General features: G+C 68.3%; 15 protein-coding genes. 2 read left to right on the forward strand and 13 right to left on the reverse strand.

Translation table 11 applies throughout. The features are described 5' to 3' along the window. Window positions 1-94: 94 nt before the first annotated feature. Window positions 95-700, forward strand: a complete 606-nt coding sequence (locus tag AB0I34_RS42215) for a GNAT family N-acetyltransferase (RefSeq protein ID WP_360457696.1) — start codon at window positions 95-97, stop codon at window positions 698-700. A 26-nt stretch (window positions 701-726) separates the two neighbouring features. Here the strand turns inward: AB0I34_RS42215 and AB0I34_RS42220 are convergent, their stop codons facing one another. Next, on the reverse strand, window positions 727-1,299 hold the full coding sequence (locus AB0I34_RS42220) for a DinB family protein (RefSeq protein WP_360457699.1): 573 nt from the start codon (window positions 1,297-1,299) through the stop codon (window positions 727-729). Window positions 1,300-1,465: 166 nt separating this feature from the next. Here AB0I34_RS42220 and AB0I34_RS42225 point away from each other — a divergent pair, with 166 nt between their 5' ends. Further along, a complete protein-coding gene (locus tag AB0I34_RS42225; protein ID WP_360457702.1) occupies window positions 1,466-3,196 on the forward strand; it encodes an alpha/beta hydrolase in 1,731 nt (576 codons plus the stop codon). Window positions 3,197-3,672: 476 nt separating this feature from the next. Here AB0I34_RS42225 and AB0I34_RS42230 read toward each other — a convergent pair whose 3' ends face one another. The 12 genes from AB0I34_RS42230 to AB0I34_RS42285 all read right to left on the reverse strand — a co-directional run bounded on the left by AB0I34_RS42230 (window position 3,673) and on the right by AB0I34_RS42285 (window position 18,905). Continuing rightward, window positions 3,673-6,186, reverse strand: a complete 2,514-nt coding sequence (locus AB0I34_RS42230; RefSeq protein ID WP_360457704.1) for a tetratricopeptide repeat protein — start codon at window positions 6,184-6,186, stop codon at window positions 3,673-3,675. A 130-nt stretch (window positions 6,187-6,316) separates the two neighbouring features. Beyond that, a complete protein-coding gene (locus AB0I34_RS42235; RefSeq protein WP_360457707.1) occupies window positions 6,317-6,772 on the reverse strand; it encodes a hypothetical protein in 456 nt (151 codons plus the stop codon). After that, window positions 6,773-7,519, reverse strand: coding sequence for a 4-hydroxy-tetrahydrodipicolinate reductase (gene dapB, locus AB0I34_RS42240; protein WP_360457709.1), 747 nt, complete (start codon window positions 7,517-7,519; stop codon window positions 6,773-6,775). It lies immediately after the preceding gene. A 61-nt stretch (window positions 7,520-7,580) separates the two neighbouring features. Continuing rightward, a complete protein-coding gene (locus AB0I34_RS42245) occupies window positions 7,581-9,422 on the reverse strand; it encodes a hypothetical protein (protein ID WP_360457712.1) in 1,842 nt (613 codons plus the stop codon). 24 nt (window positions 9,423-9,446) lie between these two features. Then, window positions 9,447-9,884, reverse strand: a complete 438-nt coding sequence (locus AB0I34_RS42250) for a GNAT family N-acetyltransferase (protein WP_360457715.1) — start codon at window positions 9,882-9,884, stop codon at window positions 9,447-9,449. Continuing rightward, window positions 9,884-10,888, reverse strand: a complete 1,005-nt coding sequence (locus AB0I34_RS42255) for a dipeptide ABC transporter ATP-binding protein (protein ID WP_360457717.1) — start codon at window positions 10,886-10,888, stop codon at window positions 9,884-9,886. Before AB0I34_RS42255 ends, AB0I34_RS42250 begins: the two co-directional genes overlap by 1 nt. Next, on the reverse strand, window positions 10,888-11,889 hold the full coding sequence (locus tag AB0I34_RS42260) for an ABC transporter ATP-binding protein (RefSeq protein ID WP_360457720.1): 1,002 nt from the start codon (window positions 11,887-11,889) through the stop codon (window positions 10,888-10,890). Before AB0I34_RS42260 ends, AB0I34_RS42255 begins: the two co-directional genes overlap by 1 nt. Continuing rightward, entirely contained in the window at window positions 11,886-12,779 is an 894-nt protein-coding gene (locus AB0I34_RS42265) for an ABC transporter permease (RefSeq protein ID WP_131351589.1), read from the reverse strand. The genes AB0I34_RS42260 and AB0I34_RS42265 overlap by 4 nt, the downstream gene beginning before the upstream one ends. Further along, window positions 12,772-13,698, reverse strand: a complete 927-nt coding sequence (locus AB0I34_RS42270; protein WP_360457723.1) for an ABC transporter permease — start codon at window positions 13,696-13,698, stop codon at window positions 12,772-12,774. The genes AB0I34_RS42265 and AB0I34_RS42270 overlap by 8 nt, the downstream gene beginning before the upstream one ends. Beyond that, a complete protein-coding gene (locus AB0I34_RS42275; RefSeq protein WP_360457726.1) occupies window positions 13,695-15,275 on the reverse strand; it encodes an ABC transporter substrate-binding protein in 1,581 nt (526 codons plus the stop codon). The genes AB0I34_RS42270 and AB0I34_RS42275 overlap by 4 nt, the downstream gene beginning before the upstream one ends. Window positions 15,276-15,656: 381 nt before the next feature. Further along, window positions 15,657-17,366: an ABC transporter ATP-binding protein gene (locus AB0I34_RS42280; RefSeq protein ID WP_360457729.1), complete on the reverse strand. Its 1,710-nt coding sequence runs from the start codon at window positions 17,364-17,366 to the stop codon at window positions 15,657-15,659. Window positions 17,367-17,519: 153 nt separating this feature from the next. Then, on the reverse strand, window positions 17,520-18,905 hold the full coding sequence (locus tag AB0I34_RS42285; RefSeq protein WP_360457732.1) for an FAD-binding oxidoreductase: 1,386 nt from the start codon (window positions 18,903-18,905) through the stop codon (window positions 17,520-17,522). Window positions 18,906-18,909 lie beyond the last annotated feature (4 nt).

Consider the following 18,909-nt stretch of genomic DNA (forward strand, 5'->3'; position numbering starts at 1 on the left):
CCCGTGGGGGGGGGTGTTCTTTTCCTCCCCCACCCGGTGTGGGGGGCGGCCCGGGGGGCGCGCCCCCCAACACTGTCTTGCGAGGATTGTGCATATGAGTGACTTCGGCGTACCAGAACCCGCCAACCTGTCGGAGCTGTCCGGTGAGAGCCCGGTGGCGGAGACGAGCGTGCGGCTGGCCCTTCCGGCCGAGGCCAACGAGATCGGCGAGATCCAGGTCTCCGCCTGGCGTGCGTCGTACGCCGGTCTGCTGCCGGCCGATGTGCTGGCCGACCTCAACCCCGCGCAGTTCGCCGCTCAGTGGCGGGCCGCGCTGCTCGCTCCGGGCGAGGCGCGCAACCGGGTCATGGTCGCGCTGGCCGGCCGGACGCTCGTCGGCTTCGCCGCGATCACTCCGTCGGACGACCCGGACGCGGACCCACAGCGCGATGCGTTGATCGCCGAGCTCGCCGTCCAGCCGGACGCGACCCGCGCCGGCCACGGCTCCCGGCTGCTGAACGCGGTCGTCGACACCATCCGCGCAGACGGCTTCGGTCGCGTCACGGTCTGGGTCAACTCCACCGACGACGTCCTGCGCGCCTTCTACACCGAGGCCGGCTGGGCCCCCGACGGCGCCCACCGCGAGCTGGACCTGTACGGCGACGAGTCGGTCCGCATCAAGCAGATCCGCCTCCACACCGACCCCGGCCCCACCGACTGAGCCTCACGCCAGACAGAACTCGTCCCTCACACGCGGGCATGGCGATTGCTCCCCACCTGCGCGCGGAACAGGTCGCGGAGCAGGCAGATCTCGGCACCGTGGTGCATGACCTCGCGGTTGATGTGCGTGATCAGGCCGAGCATCGGGTCGTCGGCGAAGTACGCGCCCTTCGGGCCCAGCGGGCTCCACAACGCGTCCTTGTCGAGACCGCGGATGGAGTCGTGCCAGCGCCCGTACCAATGCCGCAGGAACTCGAGTCCGTCGGCCGCGGTCGCGGGGATCTCGGCCGGGATGTGCCGCGGGTCGAACATGTCGGCGTCGTCCGGACCATCACCGAAGAACGCGTTCACGCGGATCGCGAAACAGCCGACCCCGATGTGCACCATCCGCCAGGCGATCGTGGTCAGCGGAGATGGATCCGGCACCGGGTTCGTCAGCTCGTAGACCATCTGCCCGTCGTCGTCCGGCCGCACGGACCACATCCCGTCCACCGGTTCCCAGAGGTACTCCTCATCGGTCAACCCCTGCAATCGCGGCCAGAGGTGGACGTCCCAGTAGAACTCCAGCTGTCCGATCAGTAGGTCACCACAACCGGCCATCGACGTCTCCTCGTCTCTCGTGGGCAGGACTCTAGAAGCCCTCACCGACAATCCCCCCTTAGCACCTCGCGGATCTGCGACCGGCCGGGGGTGGTGCTCGACCGGGAACGGCGGGCATGACAGATTGCGACGGTCCGATTACGCAAGGCCATTCGCTGGAGTTTCCATGAAGTACCTCGCCCTGGCCGTCGGTCTGGGGATGTCCGCTGCCGCCGTTCTCGTCATCCCTGGATCGGGGGCGACCGCCTCGACCGAAGCCACGACGGCTGTCGACCGCCCGCATCCCGTGGCCAACAAGTACCTGAAGCAGAGACCGGCCTGGAAGGAGTGCGGCGAGCCGTCGCTGCGGACGTACTGCGCGAAGATCACCGCGCCGCGCGACTGGGCGAATCAGTACTCGGGCAACGACATCCAGCTCGCGGTCAGCAAGGTCGCGCCGGCGAAGGGAAAGCCGAGCCGGGTCGTGTTCGGCAACCCGGGCGGCCCGGGTGGCGCCGGCCTCGGCATGGCGCCGTACCTGGCCGGTCAGGCGCCGCTGCAGGAGGACTTCCTCGCCGTGGGCTTCGATCCGCGCGGCACTGGCGACAGCACCAACGTCACCTGCCAGGGCGCGCCCGGCTACACGATGGACGCCCGCGACCGGGACCCGGCCAACCTCGCTCTGGTCGCCGCGGCGTCGCAGCTCAGCCAGTCGTACTGCGACCGGCAGTCGCGCGGCCTGCTGCCGTACGTGACCACCGCGCAGACCGTGCAGGACCTCGATCTGATCCGCCAACTGCTCGGCTTCGACAAGATCGACTTCGTCGGGTACTCCGGTGGGACCTGGATGGGCGCGTACTACCAGACCTACTTCCCCGAGCACGTCGGCCGGTTCGTGCTGGACTCGAACACCGACTTCACCCGGCCGTGGCTGGACACGTTCGCCGCCCAGCCACAGGCCTTCGAGCGCCGGTTCCGCGAGGACTTCGCGACCTGGGCCGCGAAGTACGACTCCAAGTTGCACCTGGGCAGCTCGGCCGGCGCCGTACTGCGGACCTACGAACACCTCCGGCGAGACCTGAAAAAGCAGCCGGCGGTCGAGGAGTTCCTGGACGGCACAGTGAAGATCAGTTATGACCAGAACACCCTGGACCAGATCGTCTCCGGGGACATGTATACAAAGGTTGATTTCTATTCGTTGGCAATCGACCTCGCATTTCTGCGCGACCTTTCCGGAGCGCAGGCAAAGGGCGGCCCACGCGCCGCACAGAATCAGGTCGACGCTCTCTCCCTGACCCGCCAGCACGAGCTGGTACGACGGGCCGCCCGGGGAACCGTCGGCCTGCCACCGATGGGTCGCGTCGTCGGTGAGGACGACGCCGAGGACGCGACCTTCACGGCAGTCACGTGCAACGACACCCCGTGGCCGCAGGGTCGCGAGTACGGCGATCAACTGGCGGCGCGACTCGGCCCGCACTACCCGTTGGTCGGCTGGACGATGAACCAGAACCCGTGCTTCTTCTGGAACCGCCCGAACCTGACCATGCCGCAACCCACCGGCAAGGGCTTGCCCACAACGCTGATGGTGCAGTCGATCCACGACCCGGCGACCAGTTACGAGCTCGCGGTCTCGGCCCACCAGAGGTACGCCGGCTCGCGGCTCGTCACCGTCACACAGGAAGGCGACCACGGGGTGTACGGCGGTGTGAACGCGTGCGCCGACACGATCGTCAACACGTTCCTCACCACCGGCAAGGCGCCGGCCAAGGACGTCACCTGCGCCGGCCACGGCATCCCGGCACCGTCGATGCCGACCCCTGGCGACGAGACCGGCGCCGGACAGCCGGGGTACGGCGACAACGCGCCGCTGCGCCGGATCGCGGGATTCACCAAAGCGGTCTCGGGATATCTGCACTGATCGGGGCGAGCGTTTGAGTGCTGCCCGATGAGACAAAGAAATGCGCCGAATTCCGCTGGATTTCCCCTACCCACGGGCAGTTCCCGGTCACCGTCGGCGAAATCCGGCCGGGACTTTCGTTGTCATGACATATTTGTCAGGGCGATGTCAGGGTTCCGTCCCTGTGCGACACAGCGTGATTTCGGCAACCTTGAGTCAGCGCGGAGGAACGGGGCGTCGACCGGGAGGGCTCGACGGCACGGACGTTCGCCACACGGCTTCGGCCGGCTGTGAGGTGGGGGGACTGCCTGGGGGGTCAGACAGAGACACAGCCGGCCGGGCCGTTCAATCCCGCGCTCCTAGATCCCTCGCGGGGTACCGTCGATCCCCCAGGTCGTGGTGCTCCGCGAGGCAACTTTCCGATCAGCAGACCTGGTGGACTGCTGATCGGTTCGTTTGCCGGGCCGGATCAGAGCCCGATCAGAGTCCGATCAGAGTCACAGCCGGCCACTGTGGTCCGGGCTGGAGGCCGATCCCGGTGGTGGATAGCCGTCCGCCACTGCGGCGAGCGGTGCGGCCCGGCCGGCCGACCACGCGGTCCGGAAGGCCCGCCGCTCCAGCGACTCCTCGATCGCGGCCCGGGTCGAGGAGTAGTCGGGTTTCTCGATCTCCGGAATCGGTGCGCCGATCACTTCCCGCACCCCGTCCGCGGCACCGAGGAGGAAGGCGGCGTACTCGCTCCTCCCCCGCTGCTGGGCGACGGACGCGAGCTCCTCGAGCACACTGGCCGACCGCCACCGATCACCCAGGTCGCGATGCTCGGCCAGACTCTCGTCGAGGAGATGGACCGCGCGCTCGGTGACACCGCGGCGCCGTTCGATGATGCCGAGCTGGTTCAGCGACCACGCGACCCCTTCGCGGTATCCGAGCCGCTGCGACAGCGCCAGACTCTCCTGCAGCAGGTCCTCGGCCCCGGTCAGGTCGCCGCGGTACTGCGCGATCGTCCCCAAGCTGATCAGTGACCACGCCAGCCCCTCACCGTCACCCAGCATCCGGAAGCTGTCCCGCGCCCGCTGGCACCGCCGGGCGCCGATGTCCAGATCGCCGCGCAGCCAGGCCACGAAACCGAGGTAGTTGTGCGCCCACGCCATCCCCGACCGGTCGCCGAGACTCTCGTAGAGGTCGTAACTCTGGCAGTGCAGGTCCTCCGCGGCCTCGTAGTCACCGCGTTCCCGCGCAACACCGCCCAGCCGCTGCATCACCAGCGCCGTACCGGCCGTGTCGTCGAGATCCTTGTACTGCGTCAGTGCGGTCTCCAGCCGGGTCGTCGCTGCGTCGTACTCACACTGCAGGAAGGCGAGCATGCCGGCGCCCAGGTTCGCCTTCGCACAGAACGGCCCTAGTCCGTCGAGCTCGGACGTCGGCACGTTGTCCGCAAGCGTCAGCGCACGCTCCAGCCATTGACTGCCCTCGGCGTAGTGGCCGCGCAAGTAGCAGAACGTCCACAGCGCACCGGACAGCCGCAGCGCTTCGCGGACCGAACTGGTGCGCAGCGACCAGGCCATGGCGGCACGCAGGTTGCCCAGCTCGGCGTCGAGGCGTTCGAGCCACTCCTCCTGGTTCGGGCCGCGCAACTGCCCTTCCGACTCTTCGGCCAGAGTGACGTAGAACTGCGCGTGCCGCTGCTTCGCTTCCTCTACCACGCCGTCGGCGGCGAGGCGATCCGCGGCGAACTCACGGATCACAGCGAGCATGTAGTACCGCGCGACGTTGCGCCTCCGGATCACCCGGATCAGCGACTTGTCCACCAGGCGTCCGGTGAGGTCGAGTGCCTCGGCGCGCTCCTGCGGACCCGGCGAGGCCCGGCCCGACATGACCGTCGCGGCGGCACTCAACGTCCATCCGCCGACGAACACCGACAGCCGGGCGAACACCTCGCGCTCGGTCGGCGTGAGCAGATCGTGGCTCCACTCGATCGCGCCGCGCATCGACTGCTGCCGCGGCGACGCCGTCCGTGAACCACCGGCGAGGATGCCGAACGAGGTCTCCAACTCGGCAGCCAGTTCCTCGATGGTCATCACGTTCGTCCGGGCCGCGGCGAGTTCGATGGCCAGCGGCATGCCCTCCAGGCGTCGGACCACCCGGGCGACCTGGTCGAGCTCGCCGTCCGGGTCGTAGCCCCGCGCGACGGCCCGCTCGACGAACAACCGCACTGCCGCCGACGACTCGATCTGGTCCTGGTCATGCGGCAGTGCCAGCGCCGGCACGACGTACACGCTCTCGCCGGGGACACGCAGCAACTCCCGGCTGGACGCCAGGATCGACAGGTTCGGGCAGTTCTCGAGCAGCGCCGTGCAGACCTGGCCGACCGCTGCGACGACATGCGAGCAGTTGTCGAAGACCAGCAACATCTGGCTCCGGCCGATCTGCTCGGCGATCTCCTCCGCCAGCCGGTTGCCGTCCATCGGGTGCAGTCCGGCAGATGCGGCGACCGCCGGAATGACGGCGGCAGGGTCGGTCAGTGTCGCCAGTGGAACCCAGCAGACCCCGTCCTGGAAGCTGTCAGTCAGCTCATTCGCCAGGGCGGCGGTGATGCGGGTCTTGCCGACTCCACCGGGACCGGTCAGCGTCAGCAGGCGAGTGAGGCGCTGATCCAGCAAACGTTTGGTTGCGGTCATTTCGGTGGTGCGGCCGATCAGGTTGTTCGGCGGCGCGGGCGGCTGACGCATCGGCGGCCGGGGCGACTCGGTGTCGCGGCGCGCGGCCGCGGTGAGTTGGGCGCGCTCCGGATCCTCGAGCCGCAACGCATCCGCGAGCAGCCGCAACGTATGTGCTCGCGGCGCACGCCGACGTCCCCGCTCCAAGGCCGCGATCGCATCGACACTCAGACCGGCACGCTCGGCCAGTCCCTCCTGGGACAGCCCGGCCTCTCGCCGATGCTGTCGCAGCAAACCGCCGAACCCTGCGCTCTGCATGTCGTCCGAGCCGCGGCGAGACCCGTCTGATGGCACAGGACGGCTCCACCCAGTCTCCGACCTGTGCGTGGCGGTTGCCACGCACTTCCCCTGAAAGTATCCCGTTCCACACTGCGTTGTCAGTTACCGCGCTGTCCTTCACAGCCAACTCACAGGTAACTCCTGGTCAGTTCACCGGCTTTTCATGCCCTTCATGCTGTGCGATCGCGGTCCGCATGGTGGCGCGGGCGCGCCTGCGATCACCGGCCGCGTCGTACGCCGTCGACAGCCGGAACCACACCCGCCAATCCCCCGGCGCAGCCTCCGCCTCGGCCTTGTACTTCTCGAACGCCTCGTCCGCGGCCGCCCGGTCGATCCGACCGGACGGACGGCGTGGGAGGTCGTCGACCGGCAGCCCACCGGCCGCTTCCAGTTCACGCGCCAAGACCTCGGTACGACGCCCGAACTGCAACTCCCGCCAGACCAGGAACGCACCGAGCACCGGGATCACCAGCACCGCGATCCCGAGTCCGACCGCGATCGGGTCCCCCGTTCCGATCAGCAACACCCCGCGCCAGCCGAGCAGAGCGGCGTACGCGACGAAGACCGCCGCAATCACGATCGCCGCACGCTTGGCGTTCACCTAGTCGAGGTCCATGAAGTGTTCGAGCCCCACGGTCAGCCCGGGCGTGCCGCCGATCCGCCGGACACCGAGCAGTACGCCGGCCATGAACGAGACCCGCGCCATCGAGTCGTGCCGGATCGTCAACGTCTCGCCGGTGTCGCCGAACAGGACCTCCTGGTGCGCGACCAGGCCACGCAGCCGGATGCCGTGCACCCGGATCCCGTCGACATCCGCACCGCGGGCACCGTCCAGCGAGGTCGTGGTCGCATCCGGGATCGGGCCGGCGTTGGCCTCACGCCGCGCGGCGCCGATCAGCTCGGCGGTACGCCGTGCCGTTCCCGAAGGAGCGTCGACCTTGTCCGGGTGGTGCAACTCGATGATCTCGACCGACTCGTAGTACCGCGCGGCCTTGGCGGCGAACTGCATCATCAGCACAGCGCCGATGGAGAAGTTCGGCGCGATCAGTACGCCGCTGCCCGGGTTCTTCTCGAGCAGTCCGCGGAGCGTGGCCAGCCGCTCGTCGTCGAATCCGGTGGTGCCGACGACCGCATTGACCCCGTGCTCGATGCACCAGGCCAGGTTGTCCATCACCACCTCGGGCCGGGTGAAGTCGACCACCACCTCGGCGCCGGCCGCGGTCAGCTGCTCGAGCTCGTCGCCCAGGTCGAGCCGCGCGACCAGCTCGCAGTCCTCGGCCTCCTCCACCGCGAGGCACGTCTGAGCGCCCATCTTGCCCTTGGCCCCCAGCACACCGACCTTGATCATCCGCACCCTCTCAGCTGTGTGGTCGAAGGGCTACAGGATCTCATCCGGCCCCGCGAGGCCATCACGGTGTCTTGACGGGGCGCTCGCGGCGCGGGACGTAGACCTGCAGATTCATGGTGTCCTTGGCCGGCGCGAACAGTTCATAGTCGGCCCGGAAGTCCAGCAGGCATGCATGCAGGGCAGTGATCTCGACGTCGGAGATGCGGCGGTTGAGGATGATGATCGGCGGCCGGCCGGGGCTCCACGGCTGGCCTTTCTGGCAGACCTCCTCGATGCCGGCGGCCGTCCGCGGCCGTTCCTTCGGCGCGACCCAGGCCTCGCCGACCGGCTTGCCGCCCAGCATCAGGACCAGCCCGGCCATCTTGTCGAACGCCAGCATCGGGCGTCCGGCAGGTTTCAGGTACGGCTTGAGTTGGGCCTCGAGCGCGGTGTAGTTCTGCGCCGCGGTCTCGTCGAGGTAGAGGCCCTTCAGCTCCGGCATGGTCGCCGCCACGGTCAGGTCGGCGTGACCCTTCGACCGGTACGGGTACAGGAACAGGCCGGTGTACGAGAGCGATGCGACCGCGACCAGCGACGCGACCGTGACGAGCCCGACGAGCAGCCGCGCGGTGATCGGCGTCACCCAGATCCCCGTCACCACCGCGATCATCACCGCGGCCCACGCGGCGAACGCGTTGAACCCGATGACGTAGAGCGGGTTGTTCGTCCCGAACGCCTGCACCATCGGCAACACCGCGAGCAGCGCGAGCACAACCCACCCCCGGGCGTTCTCGCGGCTCAGCACCGACCGCCCCGTAAGCCGCACTCGTCCGGCGATCAACGCCGCGACGGCAACCACCAGTGCCACCAGTACGGCGGCCAGCAGCGTCACCGGGTAGTCGAACACATGCGCCGAGCCGCCGATCGCAGCGTCGTCGACGACAACCCGACGTACCGAGAGGACCAAGGCGGCCACGGCGAGGACCGCAGCGACAGCCTGGAGCCAGCGCCGGCGGGCGATCACCGCGATCACGGCGGCGACCAGGAGGGGCCAGTGGTCGCGGAGCGTCTGGCCGAGCAGGTCGACGGCAGTGGACCAATACATGTGCAACAGCTCAGTCGGCGAGTACGACGTTCCCGCGATGAACCTGTTCACGGTCATGATCCCGGGCACCGCGACGTTCAGCTTGATCACGAACAGTTGGACGACGAGCGCGATGAGTGCGATCCCGGCGACAGCGAAACCGATGCCTCGGGCAACGGCTTTCACACCTTGCCCGGCCAGTACGACCAGCGCGGCGATCACGGCCAGGCCGATCACCACGACCGATGTCCACTTCGCCAGCAGCATCGCGGCGATGACCACACCGGCGACCATCAGCACCCAGAACGGCACCGGCCTACCGCGGTCGATCGCAGTCGCCATCCACAGCACACACGAGACCAGCGTGAGCGCGCCGATCAGGATCACGTCGTTGTAGCCGGGCGACTGCGGCATCCAGGTGTAGGACACCCCACCGGCCGCGAGGATGACGGCCATCCCGGCCAGCTCCCACAGCTTCGTCGGCGCAGCGTTCGGCCGGCGGCCGCGCAGCCAGCGCATGAAGCTGTAGCCGAAGAGAAGGTGGACCACGACCAGCGTCAGCAACCGGAACAGCCGCAGGCTGACGATGTCGTACCCGAGCCAGTGGAACACCGGCCCGTAGAGGTACTGCACCCCGGTCAACGCCAACGGATTCTGGGCCCACCACCGATACGACAGCAGGTAGTAGCCCTCATCGGTGATGTCGAACCCCTCGTTCGCGGCCCGGACAGCGGTCAGGATCCACCACGCGGCCAACGCTCCCGCCACCACGACCACCCCGGCGAGCACCACGGACCGCCCCGGCAGCGCACCCGTCGGGTCGCTCGTCCTTCCCTTCACGGCGGCCACCCTAGGCCATGGCAGTCAGGTAAGCCGTTTCGCGTAGCACCGGGCCAGCGGATCGTGAACGTACTTCCCGTACGGCGAGGTCGCTTGGTAGCCGAGCGATTCGTACAGGGCGACCGCCTCCGGCTGGCGGGTGCCCGTGGCGAGGCGGAGCGTTGTCGCACCCCGGTGCCTGGCCACGGCCTCGACCGACGCCACCAACCGCCGGGCGATCCCGCGGCCGCGGTGGTGCTGGTGCACGAACATCCGCTTGATCTCGCCGACCCCGTCCTGCACCGGCATCAGTCCGATGCAGCCGAGCCCCTCACCGTCTTCCAGCGCGACGAGGAAGCTGGTGGCCGGATCGACCCAGTGGGTCGAGGGGCTGTCCGGGTAGCGGGTGAACAGCTCCTTCAGGGCGAGGTCCAGCAGCAAGGTCAGCGCCGGATCGTCCGACGGCCGGGGGTCGATCAGCATCAGACCGAGGCCGCGGAGGCGTAGGTGGTTTGAGCTTCCTCGGCGAAGTGGCAGGCGACGGTCTGGCCGGAGGTGAGGTCCCGCAGTTGTGGTTCCTCAGTGCTACAGCGTGACTGCGCACGGAGACAGCGAGTGTGGAAGCGGCAGCCCGATGGCGGCAGGACCGGGGACGGCGGATCGCCGGCCAGGACGATGCGCTGGCGGCCCTGCCGAGCCAGGCCGGGCTCTGCGGACAGCAGCGCTTGCGTGTACGGATGCGCGGGTACGTCGTACACCTGCTGGTGCTCGCCCAGCTCGGCGACACGGCCCAGGTACATGACCGCGACCCGGTCCGAGACGTGCCGGACGACGGACAGGTCGTGGGCGACGAAGATGATGCTGAGGCCGAGCTCACGCTGCAGCCGCATCAGCAGATTCACCACCTGCGCCTGAACCGACAGGTCCAGTGCGGACACCGGCTCGTCGCACAGCAGTACGTCCGGGTTGAGCGCGATCGCCCGCGCGATCCCGATCCGCTGCCGCTGCCCGCCGGAGAACTGGTGCGGGAACTTCGACTCGTCCTCCGCCCGCAGGCCGACCAGGTCGAGCAACTCGCGCACCCGGGCCCGGATGTCGATGCCCTTCGAGACGTCGGGGTGAACCTCCAGCGGCTCGGCCACGATCTCACCGACGCGCATCCGCGGGTTCAGGCTCGAGTACGGATCCTGGAACACCACCTGCACGTTCTGGCGCCACCGGCGCAGTTGCCTGCCGCGCAGTCTGCTCACGTCGACACCGTTGTACTCGATCTGGCCCGAGGTCGGCTTCTCCAGGGCGGCGAGGAGCCGGACCAGCGTCGACTTGCCACAGCCGGACTCGCCGACGATGCCGAGCGACTCGCCCTTGCGCAGCGTCAGATCCACGCCGTCGACGGCTCGGACCAGAGTCTTGGCGCCGAAGGACAGCGCCGGGCTGATGTCGTAGTGCTTGACCAGATCCGTTGCCACGAGCAACTCTTCGGCCATCAGACCGCCTCCCGCTCGGAGATGGACGTACGAAGGATGCAGGCGGCGTCTCGTCCCGGTGCGACGGTGAGCAACGGCGGGACCTCCTTGGCACAGTCGTCGATCGCCATCGGGCACCGGGTCCGGAACGCGCATCCGGACGGGATCGCCCGCAGCGACGGCGGCGTACCGGGGATCGTCGGCAGTTCCTGGCCCTTCAGGTCCGCCGACGGCATCGAGCCGAGCAGACCTTCGGTGTACGGATGCATGGGATGGTCCAGCGCTTCCGCGGTCGATGCCCGCTCGACGACATGGCCGGCGTACATCACCACCACGTTGTCCGCGACGTCCGACACGACGCCAAGGTCGTGGGTGATCAGCACGACGCCCATGTCCCGCTCGGCCTGCAGGTCCGCGATCAGCTCCAGGATCTGCGCCTGCACGGTCACGTCGAGTGCGGTCGTCGGCTCGTCCGCGATCAGTACGTCGGGGTCCAGCGCGAGCGCCATCGCCAGCATCACCCGCTGCCGCATGCCGCCGGAGAACTCGTGCGGGTAGTCGCGCACCCGTCGCGCCGCGGCCGGGATCCGTACCTGGTCGAGCATCTCGGCCGCCCGCTTCAGCGCGTCCGACTTCGACAGGCCGCGGTGCACCCGGTAGCACTCGGCGATCTGGGTCCCGACCGACTGCACCGGGTTCAGTGCCGACAGCGAGTCCTGGAACACCATCGTGATCCGGTCGCCGACGACCTTGCGGCGTTCCTTCACGGTCATCGCGATCAGGTCGGCGCCGCGGTACTCCGCCGTACCCGAGACGATCCGGCCGGGCGGCATCTCCAGGATCCCGGTCAGCGCCTGGGTCGAGACGCTCTTGCCCGACCCGGACTCCCCCAGGATCGCCAGCGTCTCGCCGGCCCGGACCTGCCAGGACACTCCGTCGACGGCCCGGACCGGGCCGTGCGGGGTGTCGAACTCCACGGTCAGGTCGTCGACCTTCAGCAGTACTTCACCAGTTGTCGTCATCTCAGCAACTTCGGGTCCAGGGCGTCGCGGATCGAGTCGCCGATGATCATGAACGAGATCGTCATCGTCGAGATGAACAACGCCGGCCAGAGGAACAGGTGTGGGGATTCCCGGTACGACGCGGCCACGCCGAACTGCGATCCCCAGGAGATCGACGGCGGTTGCAGGCCGACGCCGAGGAAGGTCAGCACGGCCTCCAGCCCGATCAGGCCGCCGATGCCGAGCGTGGTCATCGCGAGCAGCGGCGCCATCGCGTTCGGGAACACGTGTTTGCGCAGGATCCGCAGTGGTGGCACGCCGACCGACCGGGCCGCCAGCACGTACTCGCGGTTGCGGACCGAGAACACCGTGGAGCGCATCACCCGCATCCCCTGCGGCCATCCGGTCACCAGGATGATCGCGACGATGATCCAGATGCTGCGGTTCGGCACCGAGTTCAGGATCACGATCAGCGCGATCAGGCCCGGCAGCGCGAACAACACGTCCGCGACCCGCGAGATCGCGGTGTCCACCAGCCCCGGGAAGTAGCCGGCCAGCAGGCCGAGGATGCCGGCCACCACGAACCCGCCGATCCCGGCGACCAGGCTGACCAGCACCGACGGCCGGGCACCGTAGATCACGTTGGCGAAGTAGTCGCAGCCCTGGATGTCGAAGCCGAACGGGTGCCCCGGCTCACGGCTGTGCGCGCTCTTGGCGAGCGCACAGAAGTGCGGGTCGACCGAGGTGAACAGCCGCGGCACCGCGGCCATCAGGAAGAACGTCAGCACCAGCACCAGGCAGATGACGAACTGCGGTTTGCGCAGCAACGCCCGGAGCAGTTGGGTGTTCGACAGGGTCCGGCCTTCGAGGTCCTGCGTCTCGGCCCCGAAGACCTGCGAGGTCTCAGACATTGCGCACCCTCGGATCGATCGCGCCGTAGATGACGTCGACGGCCAGGTTGATCAGGATGAACATCAGGAACGCGAGTGTGGACAGCAGCACCACCACACCACCCTCCTTCAGCTTGATCGCCTGGAACATGAACTGGCCGAGCCCGGGCAGGTTGAAGATGCTCTCCGCCAGCACCGCGCCGGCGAAGATGCCGGCGAAGTCGATGCCCATCAGCGTCACCACCGGCAGCAGTGCGTTCGGCAGCACGTGCCGCCACAGGATTCGCTGCTCTCCGAGACCCTTGGCCCGGGCGGTCTTGACGAAGTCGGAGTTCGCGGTGTCGACGATCGACGTCCGGGTCAGCCGGGCCAGCCCGGCGAACCCGGTGATGCCGATGCAGATCGCCGGCAGCAGGTACGACATCGGCCAGCCGTCGCGGGTGCCGGAGACCGGCAGCCACTTCAGCTCGACGCCGAACAGGTACTGACCGGTGAAGTACAGCACCAGCCCCGGCACCGCGAGCACCACGAGTGTTGCCAGCAGCAACAACCGGTCCATCACGCCGTTGCGCTTGAAGCCGGCGTACAGGCCGAACAGCAGACCCGCGATCCACTGGAAGACCAGGCCCAGGGTCGCCAGCTTCAGCGTGACCGGGATCCGCAGCCGCAACTGGTCGGCGATGTCCGCACCGGCGAACGTCGTACCGAAGTTGCCGGTGAACATGTCCCTCATGCTCAGCAGGTACTGGACGATGAAGGGATCGTCGAGGTGGTACTGGGCCCGCTTGGCCGCCAGGACGGCGGCCGGGATCGGCTTGTCGCCGGCCAGTTCCCGCAGGGGGTCCCCGGGCATCGCGAAGACGAGCGCGAAGACCCCCAGCGTGACGATCAGTCCGATCGGAATCGCCGCCAGGATGCGGCGCAGGATGAACCGGATCACTTGAACGTGGCGTAGAGGGCCGACACCCCGACGTACTTCGAGACGCGCGGCTCGATCTTGGCCGAGTGCAGGTACGCGTTCGACTTGGTGTACAGCGGGATCAGCGGCATGTCCTCGAGCGCGATGTCCTCGGCCTGCTGGTAGATCTTGATCGCCTTCTCCTGGTCCGGCTCGGCGTCACCCTTGGCCAGCAGGGCGTCCAGCGCCGGGTTGTTGTAGCCGGCGAAGTTCGCGTCGCCGTTGGACTTGAACATCGGCGTCAGGTAGTCCTCGATCGACGGGTAGTCGTGACCCCAGCCGCCGAACCGCAGGCCGTCCAGCTTGCGGGTGTCGGCCAGCGCAGTGATGTCCGAGCCCGCCTTGCCGGCGTACTTCACGGTCAGGCCGAGGTTCTGCCGCAGCATGTTGCCGATCGCCTCGGCGAAGATCTGGCCGGTCGCCGACGTGGTGTTGTAGCTGATCATGACCGGGTCGGAGAATCCGCCGGCTTCCTGCAGCAACTGCTTGGCCTTGGCCGGGTCGTAGTCGCAGTACTTGCAGGCGTTGTCGCGGTAGCCGTCGATGTCGGGCGCGATCAGGCCCTTGGCCGGGTCGGACAGCCCGACCAGGTCCGCGAACGCCTTCCGGTCGATCGCCATCGAGAACGCGTGCCGCAGCTTCGGGTTCTTGTACCGCGCGTCCCAGGCGGGGATGACCAGGTAGTTGGCGCCGGAGCTGACCGCCGTGACCCAGCCGTCGGGGGCGTCGCTCTTGAAGGTCTTCACCTTGGTCGGGGGTACGTCGACGAAGTCCACGTTGCCGGCCAGGAACTCGTTGTACGCCGTGTCCGCGTTCGCGATGAAGCGGTAGGTGATGGACTGCGCCTCGGGCACGTTCGGGCCCTTGTAGCCGTCCCACTTGGCCAGCTTGATGTCGTCACCGGCGTTCCAGTCGGCCGCCATCTTGAAGGGGCCGTTGCCGATCGGCTTGCGCTTGTAGGCGTCCGGGTTCTTGCGAACCTCCTCCGGCAGCGGCGCCAGGCCGAGGTACTGCAGGGTCAGCCCGAACTGCGAGAACGGCACCTTGAGCTTGACCGTGAAAGTCAGGTCGTCGACCTGCTTGAGTCCGCTCAGCGTCTTCACCGAGGTCGGCTTCGGGGTGGCGCCGTCCGGGGTCGGCGGGTTCAGCGCGTCGTACCCGTCGACCTTGGAGAAGAAGCCGTTGTTCTTCCAGGCGTTCGAGCCCTGCGCGGTCATGTTCCAGCTGTCGACGTAGTCCTTGGCGGTCAGCGCCTGGCCGTTCTGGAAGGTGTTCCCGGGCTTCAGCTTGATCGTCCAGGTCTGGCTGGTCTTGTCAGGCGTGATCGAGTCCGCCATCACGTTCTGCAGCTTGCCCGTGTTCGGGTCCGTGGTCACCAGCGGCGCGAACATCGCCATCGCCACCTGGATCCCCGGGCTGCCGTTCTCGTTCAGCGGGTTGATGTACTCCAGCGGATCGGCGGCGATCGCGATGATCTCGCTCTTGTCGCCGGAACCAGAGCCACTGCTGCTCTTACCGTCACCACAGGAGGACAGCAACAGCGCAAGGCCGACTGTCACCCCCACAACCCCAGTCAGACGTCGCACGGTCGAACCAACTTCCTCGGCAAAGCGCCGCTAGGCGGGCGGATCAAGCGTCATGCTCTCTGGTCGAAACTGCGCATGTCAACGTTGTCAGGCGCAAAGCGGCGGCGCGTAACGCAGGCGTTACTTTCCCAAGACCTCAGACGACCAGTGATCCGATGGGCAAGCCCGGGCTACCTTAATCCGATAAGCGCGACGAGTCATCAGACGTCACGTCAGATCTCGGCCAAAACCGCAGGTGCTCACAAATGCGCAGTCACCGCGTCGCGGTCAATCCGGTCACGTGTGCACTGAGTGTTCGTCCCCACGCATGCTGTGGTGGAGCACCGTACCCAAGCACCGGAGCAGCTGGCCTGCTCACTCCGGCTGTGCTGCGAACAGTCGCGCGAAGCGGCCGTTCGGTTGTGCCATCAGCTGCGGATACGTCCCTTGCTGGACCACCGAACCGGCGTCGATGACGTAGATGCGGTCCATCTCCATCAGGGTCCAGGCGCGGTGCGAGACGACGATCGTGATCCGGCTGTGGCTGCTGCGCCGGAGTTCGGCGAAGATCTCCCGCTCGGCCTCGGCGTCGATCGCCGACGTGGGCTCGTCGAGGATCCACACGCCGGCGTTCCGCAGCCGGATCCGCGCCAGTGCGAGCCGCTGCCACTGCCCGCCGGAGATTCCGGTGCCGCCCCACTGTTGGCCCAACTGCGTGCCGAGCGGTACCTCCGCCGCGAAGGTGCCCGTCAGCGCGGCCCGGATCTCGTCATCGGACACCGGCTCCGGCGAGCCGAGGGCGACGGCATCGCGGAGCGTGAACTCGAACCGCCCGAACTCCTGCACGAGCAGACCGAAATGCCCGAGCCGCTCGCTTTCGCTCAGCTCCGCGGCGTCCCGGCCGTCGATCAGCACCCGCCCGGCATCCGGCGCCAGGCTGCCGACGAGGAGATTGACCGCGGTCGACTTGCCGGCCCCGTTCACGCCGACCAGGGCGACGAGCTCACCACGCCGTGCCTCGATACAGACATCCCGCAGCGCTGGCTCCAGCACGCCCGGATAGCGGAAGGTGACGTTGTCCAGGGCAACAGACTCGACCCTCGGTACGACGAGCTGCGGCTCCCGCTCGGGAGCGCTCCGGACGAACCGGCGATAGATCCGGGCCTGCGGCGCGGTCGTGACGATCGTGCCGAACGCGTAGCCGCACAACCGGATCGCGTTCAGTCCGGAGATGGTCCCGGCAACGGCCGCGGCAGCCGCTCCCCCGGTCGCCCCGCCGAGCACCAGGGCGACCAGCGCGCCGCCGAACAGCAGGACGGTCGCGACGGCAGCCACGAGCTCCGCCGTCATGGCCGTCCCGATCATCCCGTCCTGGATCCGGGTCGCGCCGGCCCGGCGTTCGGTGACCAGCCGTGCGACCTTGACGCCGGAGCCGAGGGCGGCCAGCTCGGTCGCAGGGCGCTGCTGGATGAGCTGTTCGGTGGCGTACCCGGCGACGCGGTCCTTCTCCGCGACCTTCGGCCACTTCGCGGACTCCATCCGCGCGATGGCGGTGAACGCGACCACCGTCGGTACGAGCGCGGCGAGAACGAGTCCTCCGGACCACGGATTGATCGACCAGATCGCCGCGCACAGCACCACCGAGGTCACGCCCGCGCCCAGCACCTGGACCGGTCGTCCGGGCACGTCCGCCATCGGCCACGTCGCCGACTGGGCGGCTTCCAGATCCGTCGTCACGTCAGGGCGGGCCAGGCGGCTCGGGCTCAGCCGCGCGGCGACGTCCGCGAGGTCGGCGCGGTAGTGCAACCTCAATCGGAGCATCATCCGCTGGCCACAGCCGGTCGCCACCTGCGCGAGCGGATACATCAGGCCCACCACCGCCGTGAGCCCGATCAACGGCACCCAGGCGTGGCCTCGGTCCAGGCCCTCGATCAGCCTGCGCAGCAGGACGACCTGGGCGCCCGGAAGGACGGCTTGGCCGAGGACGAGAGCCGAGTAGAACAGCAACCAGCCCGGAGCGACCCGGACGGCGTCGGACAGGGATTCGCGGGCGGTGCGGAACGCATCCCACAGCGGAGCGAGCACGGTGATCCTCTTTCGCAGACGGCAGGCCAAACCGCGCTGGCTCGATCCAGCGCGGTGCGGCACGTCGGCCGTCAAGTGCGTGCGATCCCGTTCAGCGAGGGATCCAGAGGCAGATCACGTGGTGACGCGACACAACGTCGGTCACTTTACCGCTCAGTGGGGCCGGATGTTCTGGTTGAGGTGGAACAGGTTGCCCGGGTCGTACTTCTGTTTGAGGTCCTTCAGCCGGTCGTACGTCGTGGCGCCGTACGCGGACCGGATCCGGTCGGTGCCCTCGTCGCTCAGGAAGTTGACGTAGACGCCGGACTGATGCGGCTCGAGCGCCTGCCACGAGTCGCGGACCCACTGCCGCTGCTCCTCGAACCCGTCCGGACCAAGCGTCACTCCGACGAAGTTGAACGTGTGCCCGCTCGATCGCGCGCCGAACGCCGTACTGTCCGGGCTCACCCGGGAGATCGCGCCGCCCAGCTGGAAGATCGGGTACGACGTGTACGGCGAGTCGATCGCCATCCCGCGCGCGGCGGCGATGTCGATCACCTCGTCGGACAGTTCGGTGACATCGGAGGAGCGCATGTAGTACCACCGGCCGTGCGGGAAGCTCGGGTCGAACATCGCCTGCAGGTCGACGTACGGCTTCGGCGCGCACAGGTCCAGCAGCGGCGGTGCGAACGCCTTGAGCGGCGCCACGACGCGCTCGCCCTCCTCGACCGACCCGGCGTAGCAGGCCAGCACGACCACCACCGGGCGGCCGTGCAGTTCGGCCGGAATCGCGGGCAGCGGCGGGATCCACCGATGCATCACCGCGGTGGTGAGGTCGTCGGGTACGTCGGTGATCCAGTCGCGGTAGAACCGCATCAGGTCCGGCGACTTCTCCATCGGCCACATGATCGGGCCGCCGTAGATGATCGGCCCGACCGGATGCAGCCGGAACTCGAACTCGGTGACGATGCCGAAGTTCCCGCCGCCCCCGCGGATGCCCCAGAACAGATCCCCGTTGGCGTCTTCACTCGCGGTCACCAGCTCGCCCTCGGCGGTGATCACGTCGGCGGAGACCAGGTTGTCGATGCTCAGCCCGTACTTCCGCATCAGCCAGCCGATCCCGCCGCCGAGCGTGAGTCCGGCGACCCCTGTGTGCGTGACGATGCCGGACGGCGTGGCCAGACCGAAAGCCTGCGTCTCGCGGTCCAGCTCGCCGAGCAGGACACCCGCCTGCGCACGCGCCGTACGGCGAACCGGATCGACCCGGATCCCCTTCATCCGTCCGAGGTCGATCAGAATGCCGCCGTCGCAGGTCGAGTGGCCCGGGAAGCTGTGGCCGCCACCGCGGACCGCCACCTGCAGGCCGGTCCGGCGAGCGAACGCCAGCGCGGCCCGGATGTCGGCGGCTCCGGTGCAGCGGGCGATGAGTGCGGGCCGTCGATCGATCGACCCGTTCCAGACTTTCCGCTGCTCGTCGTACGACGGATCGCCCGGAGAAACCAGGTCACCGCGGAAGTCGTCGGCCAATGCTTGAGTTGCCGATGTAGTTGTCGTGGTCATGCTG

This window comes from Kribbella sp. NPDC050281 (assembly GCF_040655855.1).
In the GTDB taxonomy this organism is placed as follows: Bacteria; Actinomycetota; Actinomycetes; order Propionibacteriales; family Kribbellaceae; genus Kribbella.